The sequence below is a fragment of the uncultured Arthrobacter sp. genome (assembly GCF_947495145.1).
Classification (GTDB): domain Bacteria; phylum Actinomycetota; class Actinomycetes; order Actinomycetales; family Micrococcaceae; genus Arthrobacter_D.
On the sequence record NZ_CANLXP010000002.1, the window covers coordinates 141,427 to 162,796 of the forward strand.

General features: G+C 65.9%; 20 protein-coding genes and 1 riboswitch. Of the genes, 3 read left to right on the forward strand and 17 right to left on the reverse strand.

Going from position 1 to position 21,370, the window contains the following annotated elements:
• Nucleotides 1-17 precede the first annotated feature (17 nt).
• Both Q0877_RS02150 and Q0877_RS02155 read right to left on the reverse strand, forming a co-directional pair.
• Entirely contained in the window at nt 18-728 is a 711-nt protein-coding gene (locus tag Q0877_RS02150; RefSeq protein WP_299165430.1) for a VOC family protein, read from the reverse strand.
• A gap of 98 nt (nt 729-826) precedes the next feature.
• The gene (locus tag Q0877_RS02155) at nt 827-1,951 is read right to left on the reverse strand and encodes a homoserine O-acetyltransferase (protein ID WP_299165579.1); all 1,125 of its coding nucleotides are present in this window, start codon (nt 1,949-1,951) and stop codon (nt 827-829) included.
• 33 nt (nt 1,952-1,984) lie between these two features.
• Nucleotides 1,985-2,117: riboswitch (SAM riboswitch) on the reverse strand.
• Between the two features lie 353 nt (nt 2,118-2,470).
• Here Q0877_RS02155 and Q0877_RS02160 point away from each other — a divergent pair.
• On the forward strand, nt 2,471-3,112 hold the full coding sequence (locus Q0877_RS02160) for a VOC family protein (protein ID WP_299165431.1): 642 nt from the start codon (nt 2,471-2,473) through the stop codon (nt 3,110-3,112).
• 48 nt (nt 3,113-3,160) lie between these two features.
• On the opposite strand, the gene Q0877_RS02165 is transcribed toward Q0877_RS02160, so the two are convergent.
• Genes Q0877_RS02165 through Q0877_RS02180 form a run of 4 tightly spaced genes read right to left on the reverse strand, consistent with a single transcriptional unit; the run spans nt 3,161 to nt 7,868 of the window.
• A complete protein-coding gene (locus Q0877_RS02165) occupies nt 3,161-3,949 on the reverse strand; it encodes a CPBP family intramembrane glutamic endopeptidase (RefSeq protein WP_299165432.1) in 789 nt (262 codons plus the stop codon).
• A 42-nt stretch (nt 3,950-3,991) separates the two neighbouring features.
• Nucleotides 3,992-5,248 carry an amidohydrolase family protein gene (locus Q0877_RS02170; RefSeq protein ID WP_299165434.1) on the reverse strand — a complete coding sequence of 419 codons (1,257 nt, stop codon included), beginning with the start codon at nt 5,246-5,248 and terminating at the stop codon, nt 3,992-3,994.
• Nucleotides 5,245-6,654, reverse strand: a complete 1,410-nt coding sequence (locus tag Q0877_RS02175) for a formimidoylglutamate deiminase (protein WP_299165435.1) — start codon at nt 6,652-6,654, stop codon at nt 5,245-5,247. The genes Q0877_RS02170 and Q0877_RS02175 overlap by 4 nt, the downstream gene beginning before the upstream one ends.
• Nucleotides 6,651-7,868: an allantoate amidohydrolase gene (locus Q0877_RS02180; protein ID WP_299165436.1), complete on the reverse strand. Its 1,218-nt coding sequence runs from the start codon at nt 7,866-7,868 to the stop codon at nt 6,651-6,653. The genes Q0877_RS02175 and Q0877_RS02180 overlap by 4 nt, the downstream gene beginning before the upstream one ends.
• Nucleotides 7,869-7,989: 121 nt before the next feature.
• Between Q0877_RS02180 and Q0877_RS02185 the strand changes: the two genes are divergently transcribed.
• Nucleotides 7,990-8,367: a VOC family protein gene (locus tag Q0877_RS02185; protein WP_299165437.1), complete on the forward strand. Its 378-nt coding sequence runs from the start codon at nt 7,990-7,992 to the stop codon at nt 8,365-8,367.
• Nucleotides 8,368-8,386: 19 nt separating this feature from the next.
• On the opposite strand, the gene hutU is transcribed toward Q0877_RS02185, so the two are convergent.
• Nucleotides 8,387-10,066 carry a urocanate hydratase gene (gene hutU, locus Q0877_RS02190; RefSeq protein WP_299165438.1) on the reverse strand — a complete coding sequence of 560 codons (1,680 nt, stop codon included), beginning with the start codon at nt 10,064-10,066 and terminating at the stop codon, nt 8,387-8,389.
• Nucleotides 10,063-10,785, reverse strand: coding sequence for an IclR family transcriptional regulator (locus tag Q0877_RS02195; protein WP_299165440.1), 723 nt, complete (start codon nt 10,783-10,785; stop codon nt 10,063-10,065). The genes hutU and Q0877_RS02195 overlap by 4 nt, the downstream gene beginning before the upstream one ends.
• A gap of 103 nt (nt 10,786-10,888) precedes the next feature.
• Between Q0877_RS02195 and hutH the strand changes: the two genes are divergently transcribed.
• Entirely contained in the window at nt 10,889-12,466 is a 1,578-nt protein-coding gene (gene hutH / locus Q0877_RS02200) for a histidine ammonia-lyase (RefSeq protein ID WP_299165442.1), read from the forward strand.
• 153 nt (nt 12,467-12,619) lie between these two features.
• Here hutH and Q0877_RS02205 read toward each other — a convergent pair whose 3' ends face one another.
• The 9 genes from Q0877_RS02205 to gatC all read right to left on the reverse strand — a co-directional run bounded on the left by Q0877_RS02205 (nt 12,620) and on the right by gatC (nt 21,320).
• Nucleotides 12,620-13,162, reverse strand: coding sequence for a hypothetical protein (locus Q0877_RS02205; protein WP_299165443.1), 543 nt, complete (start codon nt 13,160-13,162; stop codon nt 12,620-12,622).
• A 145-nt stretch (nt 13,163-13,307) separates the two neighbouring features.
• Nucleotides 13,308-14,528 carry a cation:proton antiporter gene (locus Q0877_RS02210; RefSeq protein WP_299165444.1) on the reverse strand — a complete coding sequence of 407 codons (1,221 nt, stop codon included), beginning with the start codon at nt 14,526-14,528 and terminating at the stop codon, nt 13,308-13,310.
• A gap of 7 nt (nt 14,529-14,535) precedes the next feature.
• The gene (locus Q0877_RS02215; RefSeq protein WP_299165445.1) at nt 14,536-15,018 is read right to left on the reverse strand and encodes a cation:proton antiporter regulatory subunit; all 483 of its coding nucleotides are present in this window, start codon (nt 15,016-15,018) and stop codon (nt 14,536-14,538) included.
• Nucleotides 15,019-15,106: 88 nt separating this feature from the next.
• Nucleotides 15,107-16,210: an FAD-binding oxidoreductase gene (locus tag Q0877_RS02220; protein ID WP_299165446.1), complete on the reverse strand. Its 1,104-nt coding sequence runs from the start codon at nt 16,208-16,210 to the stop codon at nt 15,107-15,109.
• A gap of 11 nt (nt 16,211-16,221) precedes the next feature.
• Nucleotides 16,222-16,992, reverse strand: a complete 771-nt coding sequence (locus tag Q0877_RS02225; RefSeq protein ID WP_299165448.1) for a hypothetical protein — start codon at nt 16,990-16,992, stop codon at nt 16,222-16,224.
• Nucleotides 16,989-17,939, reverse strand: a complete 951-nt coding sequence (locus Q0877_RS02230) for an aminoglycoside phosphotransferase family protein (protein WP_299165450.1) — start codon at nt 17,937-17,939, stop codon at nt 16,989-16,991. The genes Q0877_RS02225 and Q0877_RS02230 overlap by 4 nt, the downstream gene beginning before the upstream one ends.
• Before the next feature lie 67 nt (nt 17,940-18,006).
• On the reverse strand, nt 18,007-19,521 hold the full coding sequence (gatB, locus tag Q0877_RS02235) for an Asp-tRNA(Asn)/Glu-tRNA(Gln) amidotransferase subunit GatB (protein ID WP_299165453.1): 1,515 nt from the start codon (nt 19,519-19,521) through the stop codon (nt 18,007-18,009).
• Entirely contained in the window at nt 19,522-21,021 is a 1,500-nt protein-coding gene (gatA, locus tag Q0877_RS02240; protein ID WP_299165454.1) for an Asp-tRNA(Asn)/Glu-tRNA(Gln) amidotransferase subunit GatA, read from the reverse strand.
• 2 nt (nt 21,022-21,023) lie between these two features.
• Nucleotides 21,024-21,320, reverse strand: a complete 297-nt coding sequence (gene gatC / locus Q0877_RS02245) for an Asp-tRNA(Asn)/Glu-tRNA(Gln) amidotransferase subunit GatC (RefSeq protein WP_277358311.1) — start codon at nt 21,318-21,320, stop codon at nt 21,024-21,026.
• Between the last annotated feature and the right edge of the window lie 50 nt (nt 21,321-21,370).

The following is a 21,370-nucleotide window of genomic DNA, read 5'->3' on the forward strand; positions in this document are numbered from 1 at the left end:
CGACGTCGTATCTTGAATCACGGCGCGGGCAGCACGCACAGCTCGTTGCCGGACGGGTCAGCGTAGATGCGCCACGGCAGGTCACCGTAGCCCGGGCTCAGCTCCCGGCCACCGCGCTCAGCGATCCCGGCCGCGACCGCATCGGGGTTGTCCCCCGCTTCAAGCCGGATGTCGAGATGCAGCCGGTTCTTTCCGGTGCCCTTCGGCGCCGGCTCGTCGCACAGCTCAAGAACGGGTCCACGCATCGATGGATGGCGCAGGGACCGTGGCGACCCGGAAACGCTTGTCCAGCCCGTCAGCCAGGACCAGAACCGGGCATCACGGTCAGGATCGGCGGAGTCGAGCGGAAGCGACACGATCGGTCCGCTGTCCGGTACTGCCTGCTCCCCCATCACGCAGCAGGGAGTTCCCTCCGGATCGGCGAGCACAATCCACGGCACATCGCCCTGACCAATATCGAGATGCCGGGCGCCCAGCGCGAGCAGCCGGTCAACCTCCTGGGCCTGTTGAGCACCGCCAAGCAGGTCGAGATGAAGCCGGGGCTCGCCGGACGGCAACTCGGGAACCCGTTGAAAACAGAGGTCCAGGACCGGGCCGCCTTCGATGGCGAGCCGTGTCTCATAGCCGTCAGGTTCATCGGTGAGCCGCTCACCTCCGACCACCGCTTCCCAGAACCGGCCAAGCCGCTGGGGATCTACTGCATCGAAAACGAGGTTCTCCAGATACATGTTTCTCACCGTAAAACAGCCGGAGGAGACATCTCAATTGATTCGGCCGATCGGCCTTGATTCCGGGCGTCAGGCGTAACCGGACAGCGCAGTCGTCGTCATAGGCCGTCGTCGTTGAAGAACGCCGCTGCCAGCGCGGGTTCCAGTTGCGCTATTTCAGTCAGGAACGCATCGTGCCCGATGGGTGATGCGATGGTGTGCACGGCAACGTCCCCGGGCAGTGCAGCCGCGAGCTCGTGGGACTGCGCCGGCCAGTACAGGCGGTCGGATTCCACCGCTGCTAGGAAGAACGACGCCGTTGCATTCGCCAGTGCCGTTGGAAGGCTGCCCCTGTCGCGCGCAACATCGTGGCTCATCAGCGCTTCGGTGAGGATCACGTAGCTGTTGGCGTCGAACCGGCCCACCAGCTTGTCCGCCTGATGATCCAGGTAGCTCTCCACCTGGTAGCGCCCCCGCCCGCCCGGCAGCGCGGATCCGAACGGCTCCTCAACTCCCTGCGCCGCGCGCCCGAACCGGTAGCTGAACTCGGTTTCGGAGCGGTACGTGATGTGCGCGATCCGCCGTGCAAGGCCCAAGCCGTCCTCGGGGCCGGCGCTGCCGTAGTAGTCTCCGCCCGCGAACCGAGCATCGAGGCGAATGGCCTGCACCTGCGCCTGGGCGAAAGCGATCTGCTCGGCAGTGCTGGCGGCGCCGCACGCGATGACAGCACACCGTTGCACCCGCTCGGGATAGGTGACCGCCCACTCAAGCGCCCGGGCGCCGCCCATGGAGCCGCCAAGCACGGAGTGCCACGAGGAAATGCCGAGCAGATCTGCGAGCAGAGCTTCTGCCCGGACTGAATCGCGGATGGTGACGAACGGGAACCGCGAACCCCAGGGCCGGCCATCCGGATCCGGGGAGGCAGGACCGGTGGACCCGTAACAGCCGCCCAGCATGTTGATGGACACCACGAAAAAGCGGTCTGTGTCGATGGTTCTGCCCGGACCGACCAGACCGTCCCACCAGCCGTCCTCGGAAGAGTCGCCGCGGGCAACATGTGAACTTCCGGTGAGGGCATGCTCAACAAGCACCGCGTTGGAGGCATCCGCATTGAGCGCGCCCCAGGTCTCATAGGCCAGGACGACGTCGGGCAGGTGTCCACCTGTTTCCAGTGTCAGCGGGCCAATTGAAAGCCGCTGTACGATGACGCCGGCAACAGTTTCCGCGCCGGGATGCGGTTTCACTGTCGTGATGCTTGTCAAACCTGCCGCCTTTGTGAATCGCGCTTGCTCCTGCACACCGCGTGCAGGGCCAGGTCGTCACCCGGGGCACCCCGCCGCGAAGGAGGGTTGCCGGACAGCAAGCCGGGGCTGGTGGCGGAAGAAACCCACCGCGCTGTCACTCGTGACCTTCTACAAGGAAACCCGACACTCGGCGCAGAGGGCAACTATTGTGACTCGCGGTGAAAAGTTCGGCGCTCGATTCGGCGCTCGATTCGGCGTTCGATTCGGCGCTGAGGAGGGCCGGAGCTGCGAAAGCCTTGAGTGGGGCAGCCTCTCGTCTATGGGAAACGGGCTGCCCCACTCAAGGTGGACGCTCAAAGGCGTCCCCGGCAGGAAGTCCGGCGGTCTCGGAACCGGGCTCCCTGTGTGCTCCAACTATCGGTGGCTGACCTTGGGGTTTACTTGGGCTCTGGCGCGACGGGACTGTGACTTAGGTAACCCTAAGTCGAGGCGTGGATCACAAAGTGCCAAGATGGGGCCATGCGTCTGGATCATGTGTCTTATGCCTGCGAACCCGATGGCCTGCTTGCCACTGCGGAGCGGATCTCCGATGCCCTCGGGGTTGAATTTGTGAAGGGTGGCGTGCACCCGCGCTTCGGCACCCGCAACATGATTTTCCCGCTGGTCAACGGCCAGTACCTCGAGGTGGTCGAGGTACTTGACCACCCCGCATCGGACAAGGCTCCGTTCGGCCAGGCCGTGCGTGCGCGGTCCGAGGCCGGCGGCGGCTGGATGGGCTGGTGCGTTGCCGTTGATGACCTCGCACCGTTCGAGGAGCGGCTGGGCCGCAGCGCCGTTCCCGGCAACCGCAAGTTCCCCGACGGCCAGGAACTGACCTGGCAGCAAATCGGCATCAAGGGCCTGATTGCTGATCCGCAGGTTCCCTACATGATCCGCTGGGATGACGGCACGGAGTCCCTCCACCCGTCACAGGCTCGGCCGGCGTCGGTGCGCCTCAATGCGCTGACCATCGCCGGATCCGCTGCACGGGTTACCGAGTGGCTGGGGACGCCGGTCGCCCACCCGCTGGACGACGTCGACGTGGAATGGATCGCACCGAACGGCACCCCGGGCATTATGTCTGTCACGTTCGAAACCCCAAAGGGTGCAGTCTCAATCTAGCTTCCTCAAGAAGCAGTACGGCCCCGGCTTCCATAAGCCGGGGCCGTACTAGTTTCCGATCCCGATCGCCGAACCGAAAAGCGCGAAGCCCACAAAGCCCGCAATGTCCAGCAGCGCGTGCGCCACCACCAGCGGCATGACGCGTCTGGTGCGGGTGTAGGCGTAGCCGAAGATAAGGCCCATGATCACGTTGCCAATGAACGGCCCGATCCCCTGATACAGGTGGTAGCTTCCGCGCAGCAGCGCTGACGTCACGATAATGACGGGCACCGACCAGCCGAGTTCCCGCAGCCGTTCGAAGAGGTAACCCACAACGATTACTTCTTCGAGCACCGCATGGCGGACCGCCGAAAGCACCAGCACCGGCAGGGTCCACCAGTAGGTGTCCAGCGCCGTCGGGATGATTGCCGTTGTAACCCCCAGTGCCCGGCCGGCCGCGTAGACTCCGAGAGTTCCGACACCGATGACTGCCGCGAGCGCCACGCCCAGGCCGAAGTCGAGCTTCGGCCTGCTGAAAGTGAACCCCATCCGGCGGAACGCCGATTTCCCCGGTTCGGTGAGCAGAAAAAGCACGAGTGCCACGGGAACCAGCGCGAAAAAGATCCCGAGCAGCTGATAGGTGAGGTCGAAGTACTGCCGGTCGTCCAGTACGGGATTGAGTCTCGTAGTCTGCGAGGCGAGGGGCGCGCGGGTCAGCTTGTCGATCAATTCGACCACCGCGTAGACCCCGGCCTGGCCAAGCGATAGACCAAGGACAATCAGGATCTCGGCCTTGATCCTGCTCCGGCTGGCAGTTTGCGACGACGACGGCGGCGGGTTGGTCCTAGCGGTTGGCATGCTTTCATGGTGCCGTATGGCCGGACGTGTGCCCAAGCGGACTCAGCGCACTGGCTCCCCGCCGCGCCATACCGCATGGGTCAACTGCATCCCCGGACGGTAGGCGAGGTGCGTTGCGGACGGTGCGTCCAGCAGCTGCAGGTCAGCCCGGTGTCCGACAGCGAGCGAACCCACGGCAAGCCGGCCGTCGTCGTCGTTCGGTTGTTCGCGATGCAGGGCAAGCGCTCCTCCATAGGTGGCTGCGCGGACGGCCTCGTGGACGGTGAGGCCCATCTGCAGCACGGCCGTCGCCACGCAGAACGCCATGGACGTGGTGTAGGAGGTGCCCGGGTTGCAGTTCGAAGCGAGCGCGATTGGAACTCCAGCGTCGAGCAGTTCCCTGGCGGGCGCGAGCGGCTGGCGGGTGGACAGATCACACGCGGGCAGGCATGTGGCGACGGTGCCCCGGTTGTTGGCATTCTGGCCCAACTGCCCGTTCCAGGCCGACTGACCGTTCCAGCTTGACCAGGATCCGGCGAGCGCGTCGATATCCGACTTTGTCAGATAGTTCACGTGGTCGACGCTGGCCGCTCCCTCGTCCACCGCGAGCTGTACGCCCTCCCCCGGCCCCAACTGGTTGCCGTGCACGCGAAGCCCAAGCCCCGCCAGTCGGCAGGCGCGGAGCACTTCGCGGCTCTGGTCGGGAGTGAATGCGCCTGTCTCACAAAAGACATCGGCCCACTGCACATAGGGCCGGACGGCGCTGAGCATGGGACCGGTGACCGTGCGAACGTACTCGTCGGCCGACCACCCCTCCGGCACGAGGTGCGCGCCGAGGAAGGTCACCTCATCTGCCGTAGCGGCAGCGATCCGGGCGCTGCGGGCTTCTTCGGCCACATCCAGGCCGTAACCGGTTTTGGTTTCGAGGTAGGTGGTGCCGCCAGCTGCCGCCTCGGCGGCCCGCTGTGTCACCAGGTCGCCGAGTTCCTCATCCGTTGCCCGCCGGGTTGCCTCCACGGTGACTGAGATCCCGCCGGCGGCATAGGACTGCCCGGACATCCGGGCTTCGAATTCGGCCGTGCGATCGCCGGCGAAGACCAGATGCGTGTGGCTGTCCACCCATCCGGGCAGGCAGGCGCGGCCCGCGGCGTCGTAGTGGCTATCAGCTGCAGGAGCGTCCGCGGCGGAACCGATCCAGGCGATCCGCTCGCCCTCGAAAACGATCGCCGCATCCGTCAGCACACGGTGCTCGGCGTCCTGCGTCATGAGTTCGCCGATGTTGGTGAGAATGGTTGACGCGTTACCCGCAGGTCCGGTCATGGCTGTGCCTTTCGGATTGTAGCCGCCTCAGCTGTTATCGCCTCAGCTGGTGCTGCCCCGTCCACGCGTGCGATAGCCGCGGCCAGCAGTGGGCCCGGCAATCCCAGCCGGCTGTGGCGGCCGTTAAGGACGAGCAGTTCACCCCCGACGACGACGGCGTTGACGTCCTGCGCTGTGGCAGTCATCGGGAGCTGGGCCGGGGACGATCCAACCGTCCGCGCGCTTGCGTGATCGAGTGCCACCAGGTCGCACACCTGTCCCGGTACTAAGCCAGCCGGCACGCGACCCTGCGCTCGCGCGCCGCCGGCCGCGACTGCGCGCACCAGGTCACCCGGCGAGAACCGACCGCGCCGGCCGCCGGCCAGCCGTTCGCCGTGTTCCAGTGCCCGCATTTCAAGCCAGGGGTCGACGACGGCGTGCTGGTCGGTGCCCAGTGCCACCACGGCGCCGGCATCCTGCAGAGCCCGTGCGGGGCCGATGCCGTCGGCGAGGTCTGCCTCCGTGGTGGGGCACATCGCAACGGTGACGCGGGCGTTGCCAAGAAGGTCAATGTCCTGCGGAGTCAGGTGTGTGGCGTGGACAACTGTCAGTCGTTCCGAAAGCAGATCGTGTCTGGCCAGCAACCCGGTCGGCGTGGTTCCGGTCGCTTCGAGGCAGTCACGGTTTTCGGCGGGCTGCTCGGAGAGGTGGATGTGCAGGGGTACGTCCCCGGGCAAATTCCGGGCGATGAAGGCGAGCGCGGGTTCGTCGACCGCACGCACGGAGTGCAGGGCTGCGCCGACCGATACCTCCGATGCCGGGAAACTTTCGGCGACGGTCGCACGAAGGGACTGCCACCTGGTGAGCCAGGCCTCTGCGGTGCCATCGCTGAAGCGGGCCTGTTCCGGCAGGATCGGTGCCCCGAATCCGGAGGAGAGGTAGCAGGTGTCCAGCAGCGTCAGCCGGATGCCGGCGGTGACCGCCGCGCGGGCAAGGGCCAGTTCCAAGGCGTGCGGGCCGCCGTCGTAGGGCTCGCCGTAAGGCGTGCCGTCCGGCCGGTGGTGCACGTAGTGGAACTCGGCGACGCTGGTCCAGCCCGCGGCCACCATCTCGGTGTAGACGGCGGTGCCAAGTTCCTCGTACACCTCGGGGGTGAGGACGGCTGCCGCCTGGTACATTGCGTTCCGCCAGGTCCAGAAGGTGCCGGTGCCGGCGTGTGTCCGCCCGCGGAGGACCCGGTGGAAGGCATGGGAGTGCGCGTTTGCGGCGGCCGGAAAAACGACGCCGTCCAGCACCAGGTCACCCGGTGCGGGTTCGGTAGCGCGAGTGACCCGGCGGACGATGCCGCTATCGTCGCACTCAACGCGCACTCCCGTCGCAATCTCTCCGGGCTCCATCCAGGCCTGTTCACACCACAGCGTATTCACAGCAGCCGCTCCAGCGCATCGGCGAGGGCGACGGCGCCGAAGTCGACGTCGTCGCCCTCAACGTATTCCTCGGGCGAATGGCTGATGCCTGTCGGGTTGCGTACGTACAGCATGGCTGAGGGCACGTGGGCGGCCAGGATGCCGGCGTCGTGCCCTGCACCGGTGGGCAGGCCGGGAGCGCCGGGGATGGCGAGTTGCAGTTGACGCTGGAGTTCACCGTCGAAGCTGACCGTGCCGCTGACCGACTCCCGGGTCAGGGCGGCAGTGCACCCCTCGAACGCGGCGGCTTTCTGGGCCTGGCCGTGGATGGACTCGACGAGCGCCGCGGTGGTGGCGTCATTCGGGTGCCGGAGGTCGATCCACAGGTCCACCCGGGAAGCGATCACGTTGGTGCCGCCCGGGATCGGCTGGATGCGGCCCACGGTGGCACGGGCTTCGGGCGTCGCCGCAGCTGTCTTCCGGATGGCGAGGACCACCTGCGCGGCCGCAACCATGGGGTCGGCGCGGTCATCCATCAGGGTGGTGCCGGCGTGATTGCCCTGCCCGCTGATGGCCAGTTTCCACCGCCCGTGACCGATGATCGAGGTGCCTACCGCAATGGGCGCATCAAGGTCGATCAGGCCGCGGCCCTGCTCGACGTGCAGCTCGACGAAGTCGCCGATCCGGCGCAGCGCGTCATCGTCCCTGCCGAAGTGCTCGGGATTCAATCCATTGGCTCGTGCTGCTTCGGCGATGGTGACGCCGTCGGGATCTTTCAGGTTGCGCGCGGTGTCGGCGTCGATAGCGCCGGTCAGCAGCCGGGAACCCAGGCAGGCAACACCGAAGCGCGAGCCTTCCTCTTCCGGAAACACCGTGACGGCAAGCGCCCGCTGGGGCTGGACGCCGCGCTTCTTCAGGAGATCGACGGCGGCCAGTGCAGAGGCGACACCGAGCGGACCGTCGAAAGCGCCGCCGCCGGGAACCGAGTCGAGGTGGCTGCCGGTGACGAGGGCACCCTGGCGACCGGCGTCGTCGTGCGTCTCCGTGTCCCACCAGGCCCAGAGGATCCCGTTGCGGTCGGTCTCCACGTCGAGTCCGCGCCGCTGGGCCTCTTCACGGAACCAGGACCTCAGGTCGAGTTCGGCGGTCGAGAAGACCGGACGGGAGTAGCCGCCGCGCACGGCGTCGCGCCCCACATCCTCAATCGAACCGAGCAGGCTGCTTACGCTCTCCAATAGTTTCCCTTCCCGTGTTCAAGCATTTTCCGTGAGCGCCGCGATACCCCTACCCAGTTGCGGGCGCTGGGCCTAGAATCGCGAACATCCTGCTATCCCCACTGATCCGGAGGAGTTCCTTGTGAGCGGACGTGTTGTGCATTTTGAGATCCCTTTCGACGACGGCGACCGCGCGCGGAGCTTCTACCGCGATGCATTCGGTTGGGACGTGGCGCAGATGCCTGAGTTTGACTACACCGCTGCGGGCACCGGGCCGGCCGGCGAACAAGGGCCAACGGAGCCCGGCTACATCAACGGCGGCATGTTCAAGCGCGACGACGGGCCGCTGGCCGGGCCGATCATCACGATCGATGTCGAGGACATCGACGCCTGCGTGGCGAAGATCGAGTCGCTCGGAGGATCCGCCGTGGGCGAGAAGATGGCGGTCGGTGACATGGGCTTCGCCGCCTACTTCCGGGACCCCGAAGGCAATGTGATGGGCCTCTGGCAGAATCCCTGACCGCGGCCAAGCTTTCGGGTCAGCGCTCCATGGGGATCCGCACTCCACGTTCACGGGCCACCTCCTGTGCGCGTTCATAACCGGCGTCCACATGGCGGATGACCCCGGTTCCCGGGTCATTGGTCAGCAGGCGTTCAAGCTTTTCGGCGGCGAGCGCCGTTCCATCGGCCACCGATACCTGCCCGGCGTGGATGGAGCGTCCGATGCCGACGCCGCCGCCATGGTGGATAGACACCCAGGTGGCGCCGGATGCGGTGTTGAGCATTGCGTTCAGCAGCGGCCAGTCGGCGATGGCGTCGGATCCATCAGCCATGGCTTCCGTCTCGCGGTAGGGCGAAGCGACCGAACCGGAGTCGAGGTGGTCACGGCCGATCACGATCGGCGCGGACACCTTGCCCTCAGCGACGAGGCGGTTGAAGAGCAGGCCCGCCTTCGCCCGGTCGCCGTAGCCGAGCCAGCAAATGCGTGCCGGCAGGCCTTCGAACTCGACGAGGTCTTTTGCGGCATCGAGCCACCGGTGCAGGTGCTCGTTTTCGGGGAACAGGTCCTTGAGGGCTGCATCGGTGACTGCGATGTCCGCTGGGTCGCCGGATAGCGCAACCCAGCGGAAGGGGCCCATTCCCTCGCAGAACAGCGGACGGATGTAGGCCGGAACGAAGCCGGGGAACTCGAAGGCACGCTCATAGCCGCCCTTGCGTGCCTCGTCACGGATGGAGTTGCCGTAGTCAAAGACCGTTGCTCCGGCATCCTGGAACCCGACCATCGCCTCCACATGACGGGCCATGGAGGTCTGCGCTTTCTTGGTGAAACCGTCCGGATCACCCGATGCTTCGCGTTCCCACTCGTCGACGCCGATGCCCTCGGGGAGGTAGCTCAACGGATCATGGGCGGAGGTTTGGTCCGTAACGATGTCAATGGTGAACTCACCGTTTCGCTGGCGTTCCAGCAGCGCCGGCAGGATTTCGGCGGCGTTCCCGACGACGCCCACCGACAGGGCGCGCTTCCCGCGCTTCGCCTCGAGCACCTGTGCGAGGCCATCCTCAAGGTCGGCGGCGACGACGTCGAGGTAGCGTTTGGCGGACCGCCTGCGCAGGCGGGTTTCGCTGACGTCGATGATCAGCACCGCGCCGCCGTTCAGGGTGACCGCCAGCGGCTGCGCACCGCCCATTCCGCCGCAGCCTGCTGTGAGGGTGAGAGTGCCGGCGAGGGATCCGTCGAACCGGGCTTTAGCTACGGCTGCGAAGGTTTCATAGGTCCCCTGCAGGATCCCCTGCGTGCCGATGTAGATCCAGGAGCCTGCGGTCATCTGCCCGTACATCATAAGTCCCTCCGCCTCCAGCCGCCGGAACTCAGGCCACGTTGCCCAGTCGCCCACGAGGTTCGAGTTGGCCAGAAGAACCCGAGGCGCCCAGGGGTTGGTGCGGAACACTCCCACCGGCTTGCCCGACTGCACCAACAGCGTTTCGTCTTCATCGAGGTCCTTCAGCGTGGCGACAATGGCGTCGTACGCCTCCCAACTGCGCGCAGCCCGGCCCGTACCCCCATAGACGACGAGGTCTTCGGGCCGCTCAGCCACCTCGGGGTCGAGGTTGTTCATCAGCATGCGCAGGGGCGCCTCGGTCTGCCAGCTTTTCGCGGACAGCTCGGTGCCGCGCGGCGCCCGGACGGTGCGCGACGGATCGTGCTGGGTGAAAGTCATGACTGTGCTCCTGTTGTCGAGGGCTCGTGAGTTGTAGGGGTTTCGATGCCGGTGGAGGAGGTGCCCTGCGGGGCGGCATCCGTCGGGGCTGCGAGGACGCCCGCCGCCTCGGCGGCGACCTGACGGCCGATCCGGCGGGCGCCGTCGTCGTCGATCCGGTAGCTCGGCACCACAACGCTGAGCGCCGCCACCACCTGTCCGCCCGACAGAACGGGCGCAGCGATGGCCGTAACGTCAGGTTCGATGCCGTTGCTGATCACCACGAAGCCGTCCTCAGGGGTGTCTCCGCTGAGAACAGCTCCGGCCGCTGATCCCTCCAACGGGATGCTCCTGCCCACCCAGCTGGTGTGGCGGACCGAGTGCGTTCCTTCCCGCACTGAGAGATAGATGCCGTGGCCGTCCGAGGAGGGCACGTTGAGGTAGGCCGACTCCCCCGTCGAGCTGACCAGCCGCTCAAGCGCGTCCTCAGCCAGCGACACAAGCGATTCATGGGAGAGCGCCTGCGCGCCGAGTTGGACCACCCGCATGCCCGGGCGGTAGCCGTCGTCGTCCCGGCGGACAAACCCTGTCCCCTCCAACGTGCGCAGCAGGCGCAGCGCGGTGGACGCCGAGAGGCCAGCGTCGCGGGCGGCGTCGGCGAGCGTCACCGATCCGCGATCGCACACCGTGCCGAGCAGCAGCAGCGCCCGTTCAACGGTGCGGGTGGAGGTATCCGCCACGGGTTTCTTCCTTGCGTTCGGGGGACATTTGTATTTCACTTATTGAAACGCTCATTTCACTGATTGGCAAGAGCGCGCAGGTTCAGGACGGAAGAGGACAGACATGCGGCACGGGACGATCGTCAGTATCGGTTTGGGAGCTCTGGCGCCGGCGGAGGTCGTCGACGTCGCGCGGTACGGCGCGAAGGTGGAGCTCAGCGAAGAGTCCCTGGCCGCCATGCAAGCGAGCCGCTCGGTTATCGACGCCCTTATCGATGATCCGACACCGCACTACGGCGTATCCACCGGCTTCGGCGCGCTGGCGACCAAGCACATCCCTGTCCAGGAGCGCACCCACCTGCAGCGCAGCCTCATCCGCAGCCACGCGGCGTCGTCGGGCGCGGAAGTTGACCGTGAGGTGGTGCGCGGGCTGATGCTGGGCAGGCTCTCCACCATGGCCACCGGCCGGACAGGCGTGCGGCCGGTCGTCGCGCAGACCTACGCGGACATGCTCAACGCGGGCATCACGCCGGTGATCGGCGAGTACGGCTCGCTCGGCTGCTCCGGCGACCTCGCGCCGCTGTCCCACGTGGCGCTGGCCCTCATGGGTGAGGGCGAGGTGAGGAACGACGTCGGCGCGCTGCTGCCTGCCGCTGAGGCGCTCGATGCCGCCGGCATCGCCCCCGTCGAACTGCGGGAAAAGGAGGGCCTTGCCCTCATCAACGGCACCGACGGCATGCTGGGCATGCTGGTCCTTGCGTCCGCCGACCTTCTTCGGCTGCTGCGTACTGCCGACCTTGCCGCTGCAATGAGCGTCGAGGGCCTGTTGGGTACCGACAGCGTCTTTGCAGAGGACCTGCACCGGCTTCGGCCGCATCCGGGCCAGCTTGTTTCCGCTGCAAACATTCGCCGGGTGCTGTCCGGGTCACGGCTGATCGGCGAGCATGCGTCGGAGGAGCGCAAGGCGCATCGTTTCACCCGGGTCCAGGACGCTTATTCGCTGCGGTGCGCGCCGCAGGTTCACGGGGCAGCGCGGGCAACCCTGGCGCACGTCGAATCGGTGGCTGCGATCGAGCTGGGTTCGGCAATCGACAATCCGGTGGTGACTGTTGACGGCCGGGTTGAATCGAACGGCAACTTCCATGGCGCACCGATCGGGTATGCACTCGACTTCCTCGCGATCGCCGTCGCTGACCTCGCCTCCATGAGCGAACGCCGCACCGACCGGTTCCTCGACAAGAGCCGCAACCACGGCCTCAATCCGTTCCTGGCCCATGATCCGGGCGTGGACTCCGGCCACATGATCGCCCAGTACACCCAGGCCGGCATCGTGTCCGAGCTCAAGCGCCTTGCGGTCCCGGCGTCCGTTGACTCCATCCCGTCCTCGGCCATGCAGGAGGACCACGTGTCGATGGGCTGGTCCGCGGGCCTGAAGCTGCGGCGCGCATTGGACGGACTCACCCGCGTGGTGGCAGTCGAGCTGCTGACCGCCGCCCGTGCGCTGGACATGCGCGACGGCGGCATCAGCACCTCCTGCAGTTCTCCTGCCATCCATGCGGCGCGGACTGCTATCCGCGAGGTAGTCGAAGGGCCGGGAACCGACCGGTATCTCGCGCCTGAAATCGAGGCCGTGCGGAAGCTGGTGGAGGCTGGGTCGGTACTCACCGCCGTCGACCGCGTGCTGGGCGAGCCGCTCGCGTAGGTGCTGTTTGTGCTCCGCGACGGTTCGTCGGCCGGGTCCATACCTTCCGTTGGCGCGTACGTCGCCGGCGGAGGCAGAGATAATGGCGCTCTGAGAACCTCAGAGCGCCATTATGTGACTCCATCCGTGGACGGGGTGGGGGGCGGATTTCCCCTACCAGCGATGGGCCACGTCGATGACGATCCTCGACGAGGTACCCGGTCCGTTAAGGCTGAACACCCGGAACGGGAGACGGGCACGGACACCGAGGCCGAACGTGGTTGTGCCCTCGTAGCTGGACACGTAAGCCACCTGGCGGAAAGTCGGGAATCCGGCCACATTCACTGCTTCTGACCGGACCGCCGGGCGATAGGTTGCGTTGTACCGGGAGTCGTGGGCGGGCGCGTTGACGGTCACCTGGATGTCTGCGCCACCACGGAGCGGAGTAGCGATTCCGGAGGCTCCGGTGACGGGGCTCGTGTAGCGGACGTTGTAGCCGGCACTCTTGCCGCGCACGTCGATCACGAGCCGATCGAAGCAGGCATGGCGACCGGCGCGAACGTTCACGACCGGGGCACCGGTGTAGGGCGTGCTGGCCTTCGCCAGTGAGCCCCATGTAATTCCACAGTAGGGAGCTGCAGCGGCTGGGGCGGGCGCCACCAGACCGAACCCGACTATAAGGAGCAGGCTCGCCAGCAGCGCACGAAGTGAGTGCATGATGCACCACCTTTCAAATGAGTAGGTGGGATCATCGTAGGGCTGGCTGACGCCGGAGGATCCGGGGATTGGCCCATCGGCGCACAACCGTTACGGGTAGCCCGTCGACCCGCTTTTCACCGGCGATTTCAGGCTCAAAACGCAATCATTCGGACACCGCAATGTCATCCTGTGCTTCCTTCGGCGCCGGACGGTTCTGCGGAGCCGTGCGCAAAATGAGCTTCATTGTGGGCTCGGCAAGCCGGGCTGCGATCGGACCGAGGATGGCCATCAGCAGCACATAGGCCGTCGCGAGGGCGGCCAGCTCGTCGGGGATGGCTCCGGACGCAACCGCCAGGCCTGCGATGACGATGGAAAATTCGCCGCGGGCAATCAGTGCGGCACCGGCGCGGGCGCGTCCCAGGCGACCGACACCCTGCCGCTTTCCTGCCCACCAGCCGGTTGCCACTTTTGTTCCGGCCGTGATGACCGCCAGCAGTAACGCATAACCGAGCACCGGCGGGATGGTGGAGGGATCGGTATTCAGCCCGAAGACCACGAAGAAGATGGCGGCGAACAGGTCGCGCAGCGGTTCCAGGAGCCGGGTGGCATTGGTGGCGGTGGCACCCGAGATCGCAATGCCGAGCAGGAAGGCGCCGACCGCAGCTGACACCTGCATTGCCGCGGCAAGACCCGCAACAAGCAGTGCCCCGCCAATGAGGGTCAGGAGGAAGACCTCCCGGTCCTTGGAATCGACGATTGCCGAAACGGTGCGGCCAAACCGGAGGGCAATGACCAGGACGATGGTGACCACTACCAGGGAAACGCCAACAGCCTGGAGCCCGCCTGCGAAACTGACTCCTGCCAGCACTGTTGTGAGGATGGGCAGGTAGATGGCCATGGCCAGGTCCTCGAAGACCAGCAGCGAAAGTATGACCGGGGTTTCCCTGTTGCCGAGGCGCCCCAGGTCTGTGAGCACCTTGGCGATGATGCCGGACGACGAAATGTACGTCACTCCCCCGAGCACCAGCGCTCCTACGCCACCCCAGCCAAGAATCAGCGCGATGATGGCGCCGGGCAGGAAGTTTAGCACGATGTCCAGGAGCCCGGCTGTCCAGGACTGCTTGAGCCCGGTCACCAGCTCGCCCGCTGTGTACTCGAGGCCAAGCAGCAGGAGCAGGAGAATGACGCCTATCTCGCTGGCTATTGCGCTGAATTCCTCCAGGCCTTCGAGTTCGACGAAGCCGCCCTGTCCGAAGAACAGACCGCCGATCAGATAGAGCGGGATGGGTGAGAGGCCGATGCGACCGGCTAACCGGCCAAGAATGCCGAGACCAAGGAAGACCGCGCCCAACTCAATGAGGACAAGGGTGCTGTGACTTTCCACGGGCGGCTCAGCCGCCGCGAAGGATCTCGGCGGCGGCGTCAAGCCCTTCCGAGGTGCCTACGGCAACGAGCAGGTCTCCGGCGGTCAGCGTGAAATCAGGAGTGGGTGATGCCTGAACCTGTCCCCTTCTCAGAACGGCGACCAGCGAAACACTGGTTCGGGTACGCATCCTCGTGTCGCCAAGACTGCGGCCGACGTAAGGCGAATCTGCTTCGACCAGGAATTGCCGGGTGCTCACTCCCGGCAGATCCCGGTGCGCCTCCGTCAGCTGCGCCACGATCTGGTGGCCGCCGATGAGGTTGCCGAGGGCGGAGGCTTCCTCCGCGGTCAGCGGAATGGATGCCACGCATGCGTCCGGATCATCCTCGCGGGAAACGATCAACTCGGTTGCGCCATCGCGCTGGGTGACCGTACCGATCCGGCGTCCGGAGGCCGTCACAATGTCCTTGCGCATGCCGATTCCGGGCAGCGGCGTTTCTTCAACCTTCATGCTTGTACTTTAGACCCGCCGCAACAGCTGGATGGGGTGCTGTCCACCGAAGGCGAAACGCTGCTCAGCTCCTGATGATGCGCCCCGGCTATCGCCCGGCAGCGAGCGATGATGCGAGGGACTGGCCGGCGGAACCTTCCTTGGTCCCGGTAATGAGCCCCGCGGACAATTCAGCAATGGCCGACGACGTTTGGAACCCATAGCCGCCCTGGCCCGCCAGCCAGAAAAACCCCTCAGCCTCCGGGTCGAACCCGACGACCGGGAGCCCGTCGGCCACCTGGGTTCGCAAACCTGTCCAGGCCCGCATTACCTTGCCGATCCCGAGCGTAGTCATGGCATCAAGGCGGGCCATGAGCGCTTCAAGATCCTCAGGCCGGGGCTGCGCGTCCTCCGGCACGCTGGGAACTGATTCGGCGGGCGAGATCAGCAGGCCGTCGTCGTCCCTGCGGAAATAGAAACTGTCATCCGCGGCCGCCACCATGGGCGAATCCGGGGCGGGGATATTATCGGCGGCGACAACCGCGGCGGTCCGCCGGTAGGGCCGCATGCCCTGCGTCGCCACCCCTGAGAGGACGGCAAGTTCATCTGCCCACGCTCCTGCCGCATTGACGACGACGGCGGCGTGCACCGCGTGGGATCCGGCACCGATTTCCCAGGCCGTCCGGAGCTTCTGGACCGAGTGCACGCGCGCGCCGGTCATGATGTTGGTGCCACCGGCTTCCGCTGCTGACCGGTGGTGTTCGAGGAGGACGTCGGTATTGCACCCGACTGCCGTGGTGTCCAGCCCTGCGGCATCGTAACCCTGCTCCGGGGCTGCCGGAGAGATCTGCGGACAGAGCACCACCGCTTCTTCCCACGGTATTCGTTCCACTGCGCCGCTGGCGCGGGCAGCGACGTCGTTCTCTGAACCGACGAGCATGAAGCTGCGCGGCGACAGCACCGGCGTGGGAAGTTCCTGTTCCAGTTCGCGGATGAGCGTGAGCGTTCGACCCGTCAGTTGCTGGATCACTGTCGGGCCGTAACTCGGGATGAGTTGGCGGGCCGATCGCGAGGAGGTGTGGTAGGCGAGCGAATGCTCCGCTTCCACGAGGGTGACCCTCAGTTTTGCCCGGTCACCCGCTGTGAGCGCAGCTGCGAGCGAGAGTCCCGCGATGCCGCCTCCGACGATCACAACATCTGCTGTCTCAGTCATTGCAGTGCTCCCTAACGTTCCGCTTCGATACTGCTACCGCTAACGCTCCGCCAATGCGACGCACAGATCGATGCGTCATCGGCTGATTCGCCGATCTCATTCTGTGTGGTCCGCAGCATCAGCATAAGCTCCTGCGCCCCCATCGGGGTTTGTACCGCCTCAAGGAACTCCTCGGGCCCGCTCACCAGCCCAAGGTCGATTGCACGCCAAGCGCCGTCCGACGCCAGCGCCACCGTATGTGCCGGCTCGAGCGTGACGAGCCGGGCGTGTTCGGCGGCAGCCGGTTCGCGGCGTGCCACCCATACCCCCTCTGCGGTGTTCCGCGCCCGTTTCGCCTGCCGTAGTTCATCGAGCGACGACGACGTGTCCAACGCCTGCCCTACGTGCCTCACTCCCCCGCCATTGAGGGCTGCGACTACGTGGCAATCCGCGAGGCTGAGCACTGAGAGGGCGCCGTCGTCGTCGGTTGTGACAAGTGAGACCGCGGCGCTGGGGAAGCGCTGGGACTCAGGTCCCACCAGATGGTGACCGAGTTCGTCGACCTTGGCCAATGCCGCGGCCAAAACCGTGCGGGGGTTCTTGGGTCCGACGCTCTCCGCCAGCGCCAAGCCAAGAACCTGCGCGTACCAGGAAGGGTTTGACGCGCCGGGAAGATCGAGTTCGTCGAGCAGGGACGTTGCTCCGTCGATCATCCAGGCGGCGTTGGCTCGGTAGCCGCAGGCGTCTTCCATAACGTGCCTGTCGCCCTCGGTTTGGACGCGGGATACGTGGGTGAAGTTCATCCGGCGGGCCCTTCGTCGGTCAGTACGTCGTCGAGGATGCGGTTGCCCATGGTGCGGAATGCCGGATTGTTGTCCGATGTCGCCGCCATGGCAGCGGCAATACACAGTGCCCAGCCGCGTGCCCGCTGCCAGGTTGCTGCGTCCAGCGGTCGTTCGCTGTTGATGGTGTCCATGAAGACGCGTCGGCCAGCACGGTCGAAGACGAGCCATGCGGCGGCGAGGTCGGTGGCAGGATCTCCCGCTGTCAGGTCACCGAAGTCGAGGACGCCGGCGAGCCTGCCCTTCGGATTTAGTACGAGGTTGGCCGCATGCAGGTCACCGTGAAGCCAGAGCGGCGGGCCGCTCCATTCGGGCTGATCGCGCAGAATCCGCCACAGACCGAGGAGTTCGCGGGACAGTCCGGCTGCGGCTATCCGTTCCTCCACAGCGGCGTTCCGGGTGGACAGTGGTACTCCGCGGACAGGGTTACGCGGGGCGTCGGCGGGGGCCGGGCGGTGAAAAGCGAGGACGAACCGCCCCAGGTCTTCCGCCGCGTGGCTGCGACGCCGCGGTTCGATGGCTGCGGCCTGCACGCCGTTCACCCAGCGTGTGATGGTCCAGTACCAGGGAAAGTACGACGACGGAGCACCAGTCCGCACTGGGACGGTCGTTGCCGCAGGAAGGCCCTGGCTCAGTTCCGGCAGCCAACGCTGTTCGTTCCGGATCAGCTCCGCGGCCGCTTGCCGCCGTGGCAGGCGTACGGCAAGGTCGGCTCCGAGCCGGAAGATCGCGTTGTCCCAGCCGTTGGCAGCTGGAGTGAGTCGCAGCTCAACCAGGTCTGGGTGCTGCTCGGCGAGCAGGCGGACGACCAGTTCAGTAGTGACATCCACCTCCGCTGCCGGCATGTTCGCCATGGCTTCCTCACCCGTGGGAGCAACCCGGACGCAGGTGGGCGGAATGCTGCCCACCTGCGTCTTGGTTGCTCTCGTTCATGTCCAATCAGCTCACCTGCAAACTGGGCTTCGACTCCGCAGATCAGCCCTCGACGCCGAGGCGTTCGAGGATGAGCTGGCGAACCCGGCCGGCGTCGGCCTGTCCGCGGGTTGCTTTCATCACGCCGCCAACGATTGCGCCGACTGCCTGCAGCTTTCCGCCGCGGATCTTGTCCGCGACATCGGGCTGTGCGGCGAGGGCGCCGTCGATCGCTTCCAGGAGGGCGCCGTCGTCGGACACGACCTCCAGACCGCGCTGTGCCACCACTTCGGTGGGCGTTCCTTCACCGGCGAGGACGCCGTCGAGCACCTCGCGGGAGAGCTTGTCGTTGATTTTGCCTGCGTCGATGAGCCCCTGCAGTTCCACGATCAGGGCGGGCGTGACGCCCAGCTCGGCGGGTTCGACCTCCGCGACCTTGGCCCGGCGGGAGATTTCACCCATCCACCACTTGCGGGCCGTTGCCGGCTTGACGCCTGCAGCGATGGTTTCCTCGATGGAGTCCATGACACCGGCGTTCACCACGTCACGGAACTCGGCGTCCGCGTAGCCCCAGTCGGTCTGCAGCCGTTTGCGGCGGGCAGCCGGCGGTTCGGGAAGCTCGCTGCGGAGTTTCTCGATCCAGGCGTCGTCGGTAACTACCGGAACCAGGTCGGGCTCGGGGAAGTAGCGGTAGTCGTCGGCGTCTGACTTGGGGCGACCGGCCGTCGTCGACCGTGTGTCCTCGTGCCAGTGGCGCGTTTCCTGCGTGATGGTGCCGCCGCCGTCGAGCACTGCGGCGTGGCGCTGGATCTCGTACCGAACCGCGTGCTCAACCGCGCGCAGCGAGTTCACGTTCTTTGTCTCGGTGCGGGTGCCGAACTTCTCCTGGCCCTTGGGCTTGAGGGAAACGTTGGCATCGCAGCGGACGTTGCCGCGTTCCATGCGGGCATCGGAAACGCCGAGATTTTTCACGATCTCGCGGATGGCCGCAACGTAGGCCTTGGCCAGTTCCGGTGCGCGTTCCCCAGCGCCGACGATCGGCTTGGTGACGATCTCCACGAGGGGTACGCCGGCGCGGTTATAGTCGACGAGCGAAAACTCGGCACCCTGAATGCGGCCGGTGGCGCCGCCCATGTGGGTGAGCTTGCCGGCGTCTTCCTCCATGTGGGCGCGCTCGATCTCGACGGTGAAGACGGTGCCGTCGGCGAGCTCGATGTCGATTGAGCCGTCGTAGGCAATGGGTTCGTCATACTGCGAGGTCTGGAAGTTCTTCGGGGTATCCGGGTAGAAGTAGTTCTTCCGGGCGAAGTGGCACTTCTCGGCGATCTTGCAGCCCAGCGCGAGGCCGATCTTGATCGAGGACTCGACGGCTACCCGGTTGATGACCGGCAGAACCCCGGGGAGTCCAAGGTCCACCGGGGTGACGTTGGTGTTCGGTGTGTCCCCGAAAGCGTTCGGCGCTGATGAGAACATCTTGGTGCGGGTGTTCAGTTCGACGTGGACCTCGAAGCCGAGCACCGGGTCGAACTTCTCCATGGCCTCTTCGAAGGAGAGGATCTCGGCGGTTGCAGTAGTCATTTACTTCACTCCAGCGATCTCAGGTGCCTGTGCCAGCAGGGGTCCGCCCCAGGTGTCTTCGAGCAGCGATTCCAGTGCAGCGCCGGCACGGTAGAGCCGTGCATCCTGACGTGCAGGGGCGAGGAACTGGACGCCGACCGGCAGACCGTCGGCAAGACCGCCGGGCACCGAAATGCCCGGAACGCCGGCCATGTTTGCGGGGATGGTGGCGACGTCGTTCAGGTACATTGCCAGCGGATCATCCAGCTTCTCCCCCAGCTTGAAGGCGGTGGTGGGAGCGGTGGGCGAAATCAACACGTCAGCCTGGGTGAAGGCGGCGTCGAAATCACGCTGGATCAGGGTGCGGACCTTCTGCGCTGAGCCATAGTAGGCGTCGTAGTAACCGGCGCTCAGCGCGTAGGTGCCGAGGATGATGCGTCGCTTCACTTCGTCACCGAAGCCGGCTGCGCGGGTGGCGCCCATGACGCGCTCAATGGTGGGAGCGCCGTCGGGCACGACGCGCATGCCGAACCGGACGCCGTCGTACTTTGCGAGGTTCGACGAGGCTTCCGACGGCATGATCAGGTAGTAGGCGCCCAGCGCGTACTTGAAGTTGGGGCAGGAGACCTCGACGACGTTGGCACCCGCCTGGCGCAGTAAATCAAGCGCTTCGTTGAAGCGTGCCTGGACGCCGTCCTGGTAACCCTCGCCCTGCAGTTCCTTGATGACGCCGATACGCATGCCCTTCACGTCCGCGTTGCGGGCGGCCTCGACGAGCGCGCCGACCGGGTCCGTCAGCGAAGTCGAGTCATGGGGATCGTGACCGCCGATAACCTCGTGAAGTAGAGCGGCGTCCAGCACCGTGCGAGTGACGGGACCGATCTGATCGAGGGAGGACGCCATGGCGATGGCACCGTAGCGGGACACGCCGCCGTAGGTCGGCTTGACGCCGACGGTTCCCGTGACTGCGCCGGGCTGGCGGATCGAACCGCCAGTGTCGGTTCCCAGCGCGAGCGGCGCTTCAAAGGCAGCGACGGCGGCGGCTGATCCACCTCCGGAACCACCGGGAATACGGTCCAGGTCCCACGGATTGCGGGTGGGCCCGTAAGCCGAGTGCTCAGTAGAGGAACCCATGGCGAATTCGTCGAGGTTGGTCTTGCCGAGGATGGGCATCCTGGCGTCGCGCAGGCGCCGGACGACGGTGGCGTCATACGGGCTGTGCCAGCCCTCGAGGATCTTTGAGCCGGCTGTGGTGGGCTGGCCTTTGGTGACGATGAGGTCCTTGACGGCGATGGGAACACCTGCAAGCGGGTGCATCGCATCTCCGATGGACCGTTCTTTATCCACCTCGCTGGCCACGCGGAGGGCTTCATCAGTGTTGACATGCAGGAACGCGTTGATTGCCGGATCGACTTCGCCGATTCGGTCGAGGTGGGCCTGGACAGCTTCAACTGCTGAAACTTCGCGGGAGGAAAGTTTCTCGGCAAGCTGGGCAGCGCTGAGCCTGGTGAGATCGGTCATTTCTACTCCTCGTCCAGGATTGCGGGGACCTTGAAGCGGCCGGCGGCGTTGTCGGGAGCGCCGCTAAGGGCTTCTTCGTTGGTGAGCGTTTCTCCGATGACGTCATCGCGGTAGACGTTGCTCAGCGGGATGGGATGGCTGGTTGCGGGAACGTCGTCACCGGCAACTTCACTGACCGTCTTGATGGAGTCGACAATGACGGAGAGCTCGCCGGTCATCCGGTCCAGCTCCTCGCCAGTCATATCAATGTGGGCAAGCCGTGCCAGATGCGCGACGTCCTCACGGGTGATCTCGGGCATGTTTCTCCACGATCCTTGGTACTTCTTCAGTGGCTGGGGTTTCGGGTTCT

Coding starts and splice junctions, on each gene's coding strand:
- Q0877_RS02150 (WP_299165430.1), bottom strand. CDS start 728: ATGTATCTGGAGAACCTCGTTTTCGATGCAGTAGATCCCCAGCGGCTT.
- hutU (WP_299165438.1), bottom strand. CDS start 10,066: ATGACTTTCACCCAGCACGATCCGTCGCGCACCGTCCGGGCGCCGCGC.
- Q0877_RS02170 (WP_299165434.1), bottom strand. CDS start 5,248: ATGACCGGACCTGCGGGTAACGCGTCAACCATTCTCACCAACATCGGC.
- Q0877_RS02165 (WP_299165432.1), bottom strand. CDS start 3,949: ATGCCAACCGCTAGGACCAACCCGCCGCCGTCGTCGTCGCAAACTGCC.
- Q0877_RS02160 (WP_299165431.1), top strand. CDS start 2,471: ATGCGTCTGGATCATGTGTCTTATGCCTGCGAACCCGATGGCCTGCTT.
- Q0877_RS02225 (WP_299165448.1), bottom strand. CDS start 16,992: ATGAACTTCACCCACGTATCCCGCGTCCAAACCGAGGGCGACAGGCAC.
- gatC (WP_277358311.1), bottom strand. CDS start 21,320: ATGCCCGAGATCACCCGTGAGGACGTCGCGCATCTGGCACGGCTTGCC.
- hutH (WP_299165442.1), top strand. CDS start 10,889: ATGCGGCACGGGACGATCGTCAGTATCGGTTTGGGAGCTCTGGCGCCG.
- Q0877_RS02205 (WP_299165443.1), bottom strand. CDS start 13,162: ATGCACTCACTTCGTGCGCTGCTGGCGAGCCTGCTCCTTATAGTCGGG.
- Q0877_RS02220 (WP_299165446.1), bottom strand. CDS start 16,210: ATGACTGAGACAGCAGATGTTGTGATCGTCGGAGGCGGCATCGCGGGA.
- Q0877_RS02215 (WP_299165445.1), bottom strand. CDS start 15,018: ATGAAGGTTGAAGAAACGCCGCTGCCCGGAATCGGCATGCGCAAGGAC.
- gatB (WP_299165453.1), bottom strand. CDS start 19,521: ATGACTACTGCAACCGCCGAGATCCTCTCCTTCGAAGAGGCCATGGAG.
- gatA (WP_299165454.1), bottom strand. CDS start 21,021: ATGACCGATCTCACCAGGCTCAGCGCTGCCCAGCTTGCCGAGAAACTT.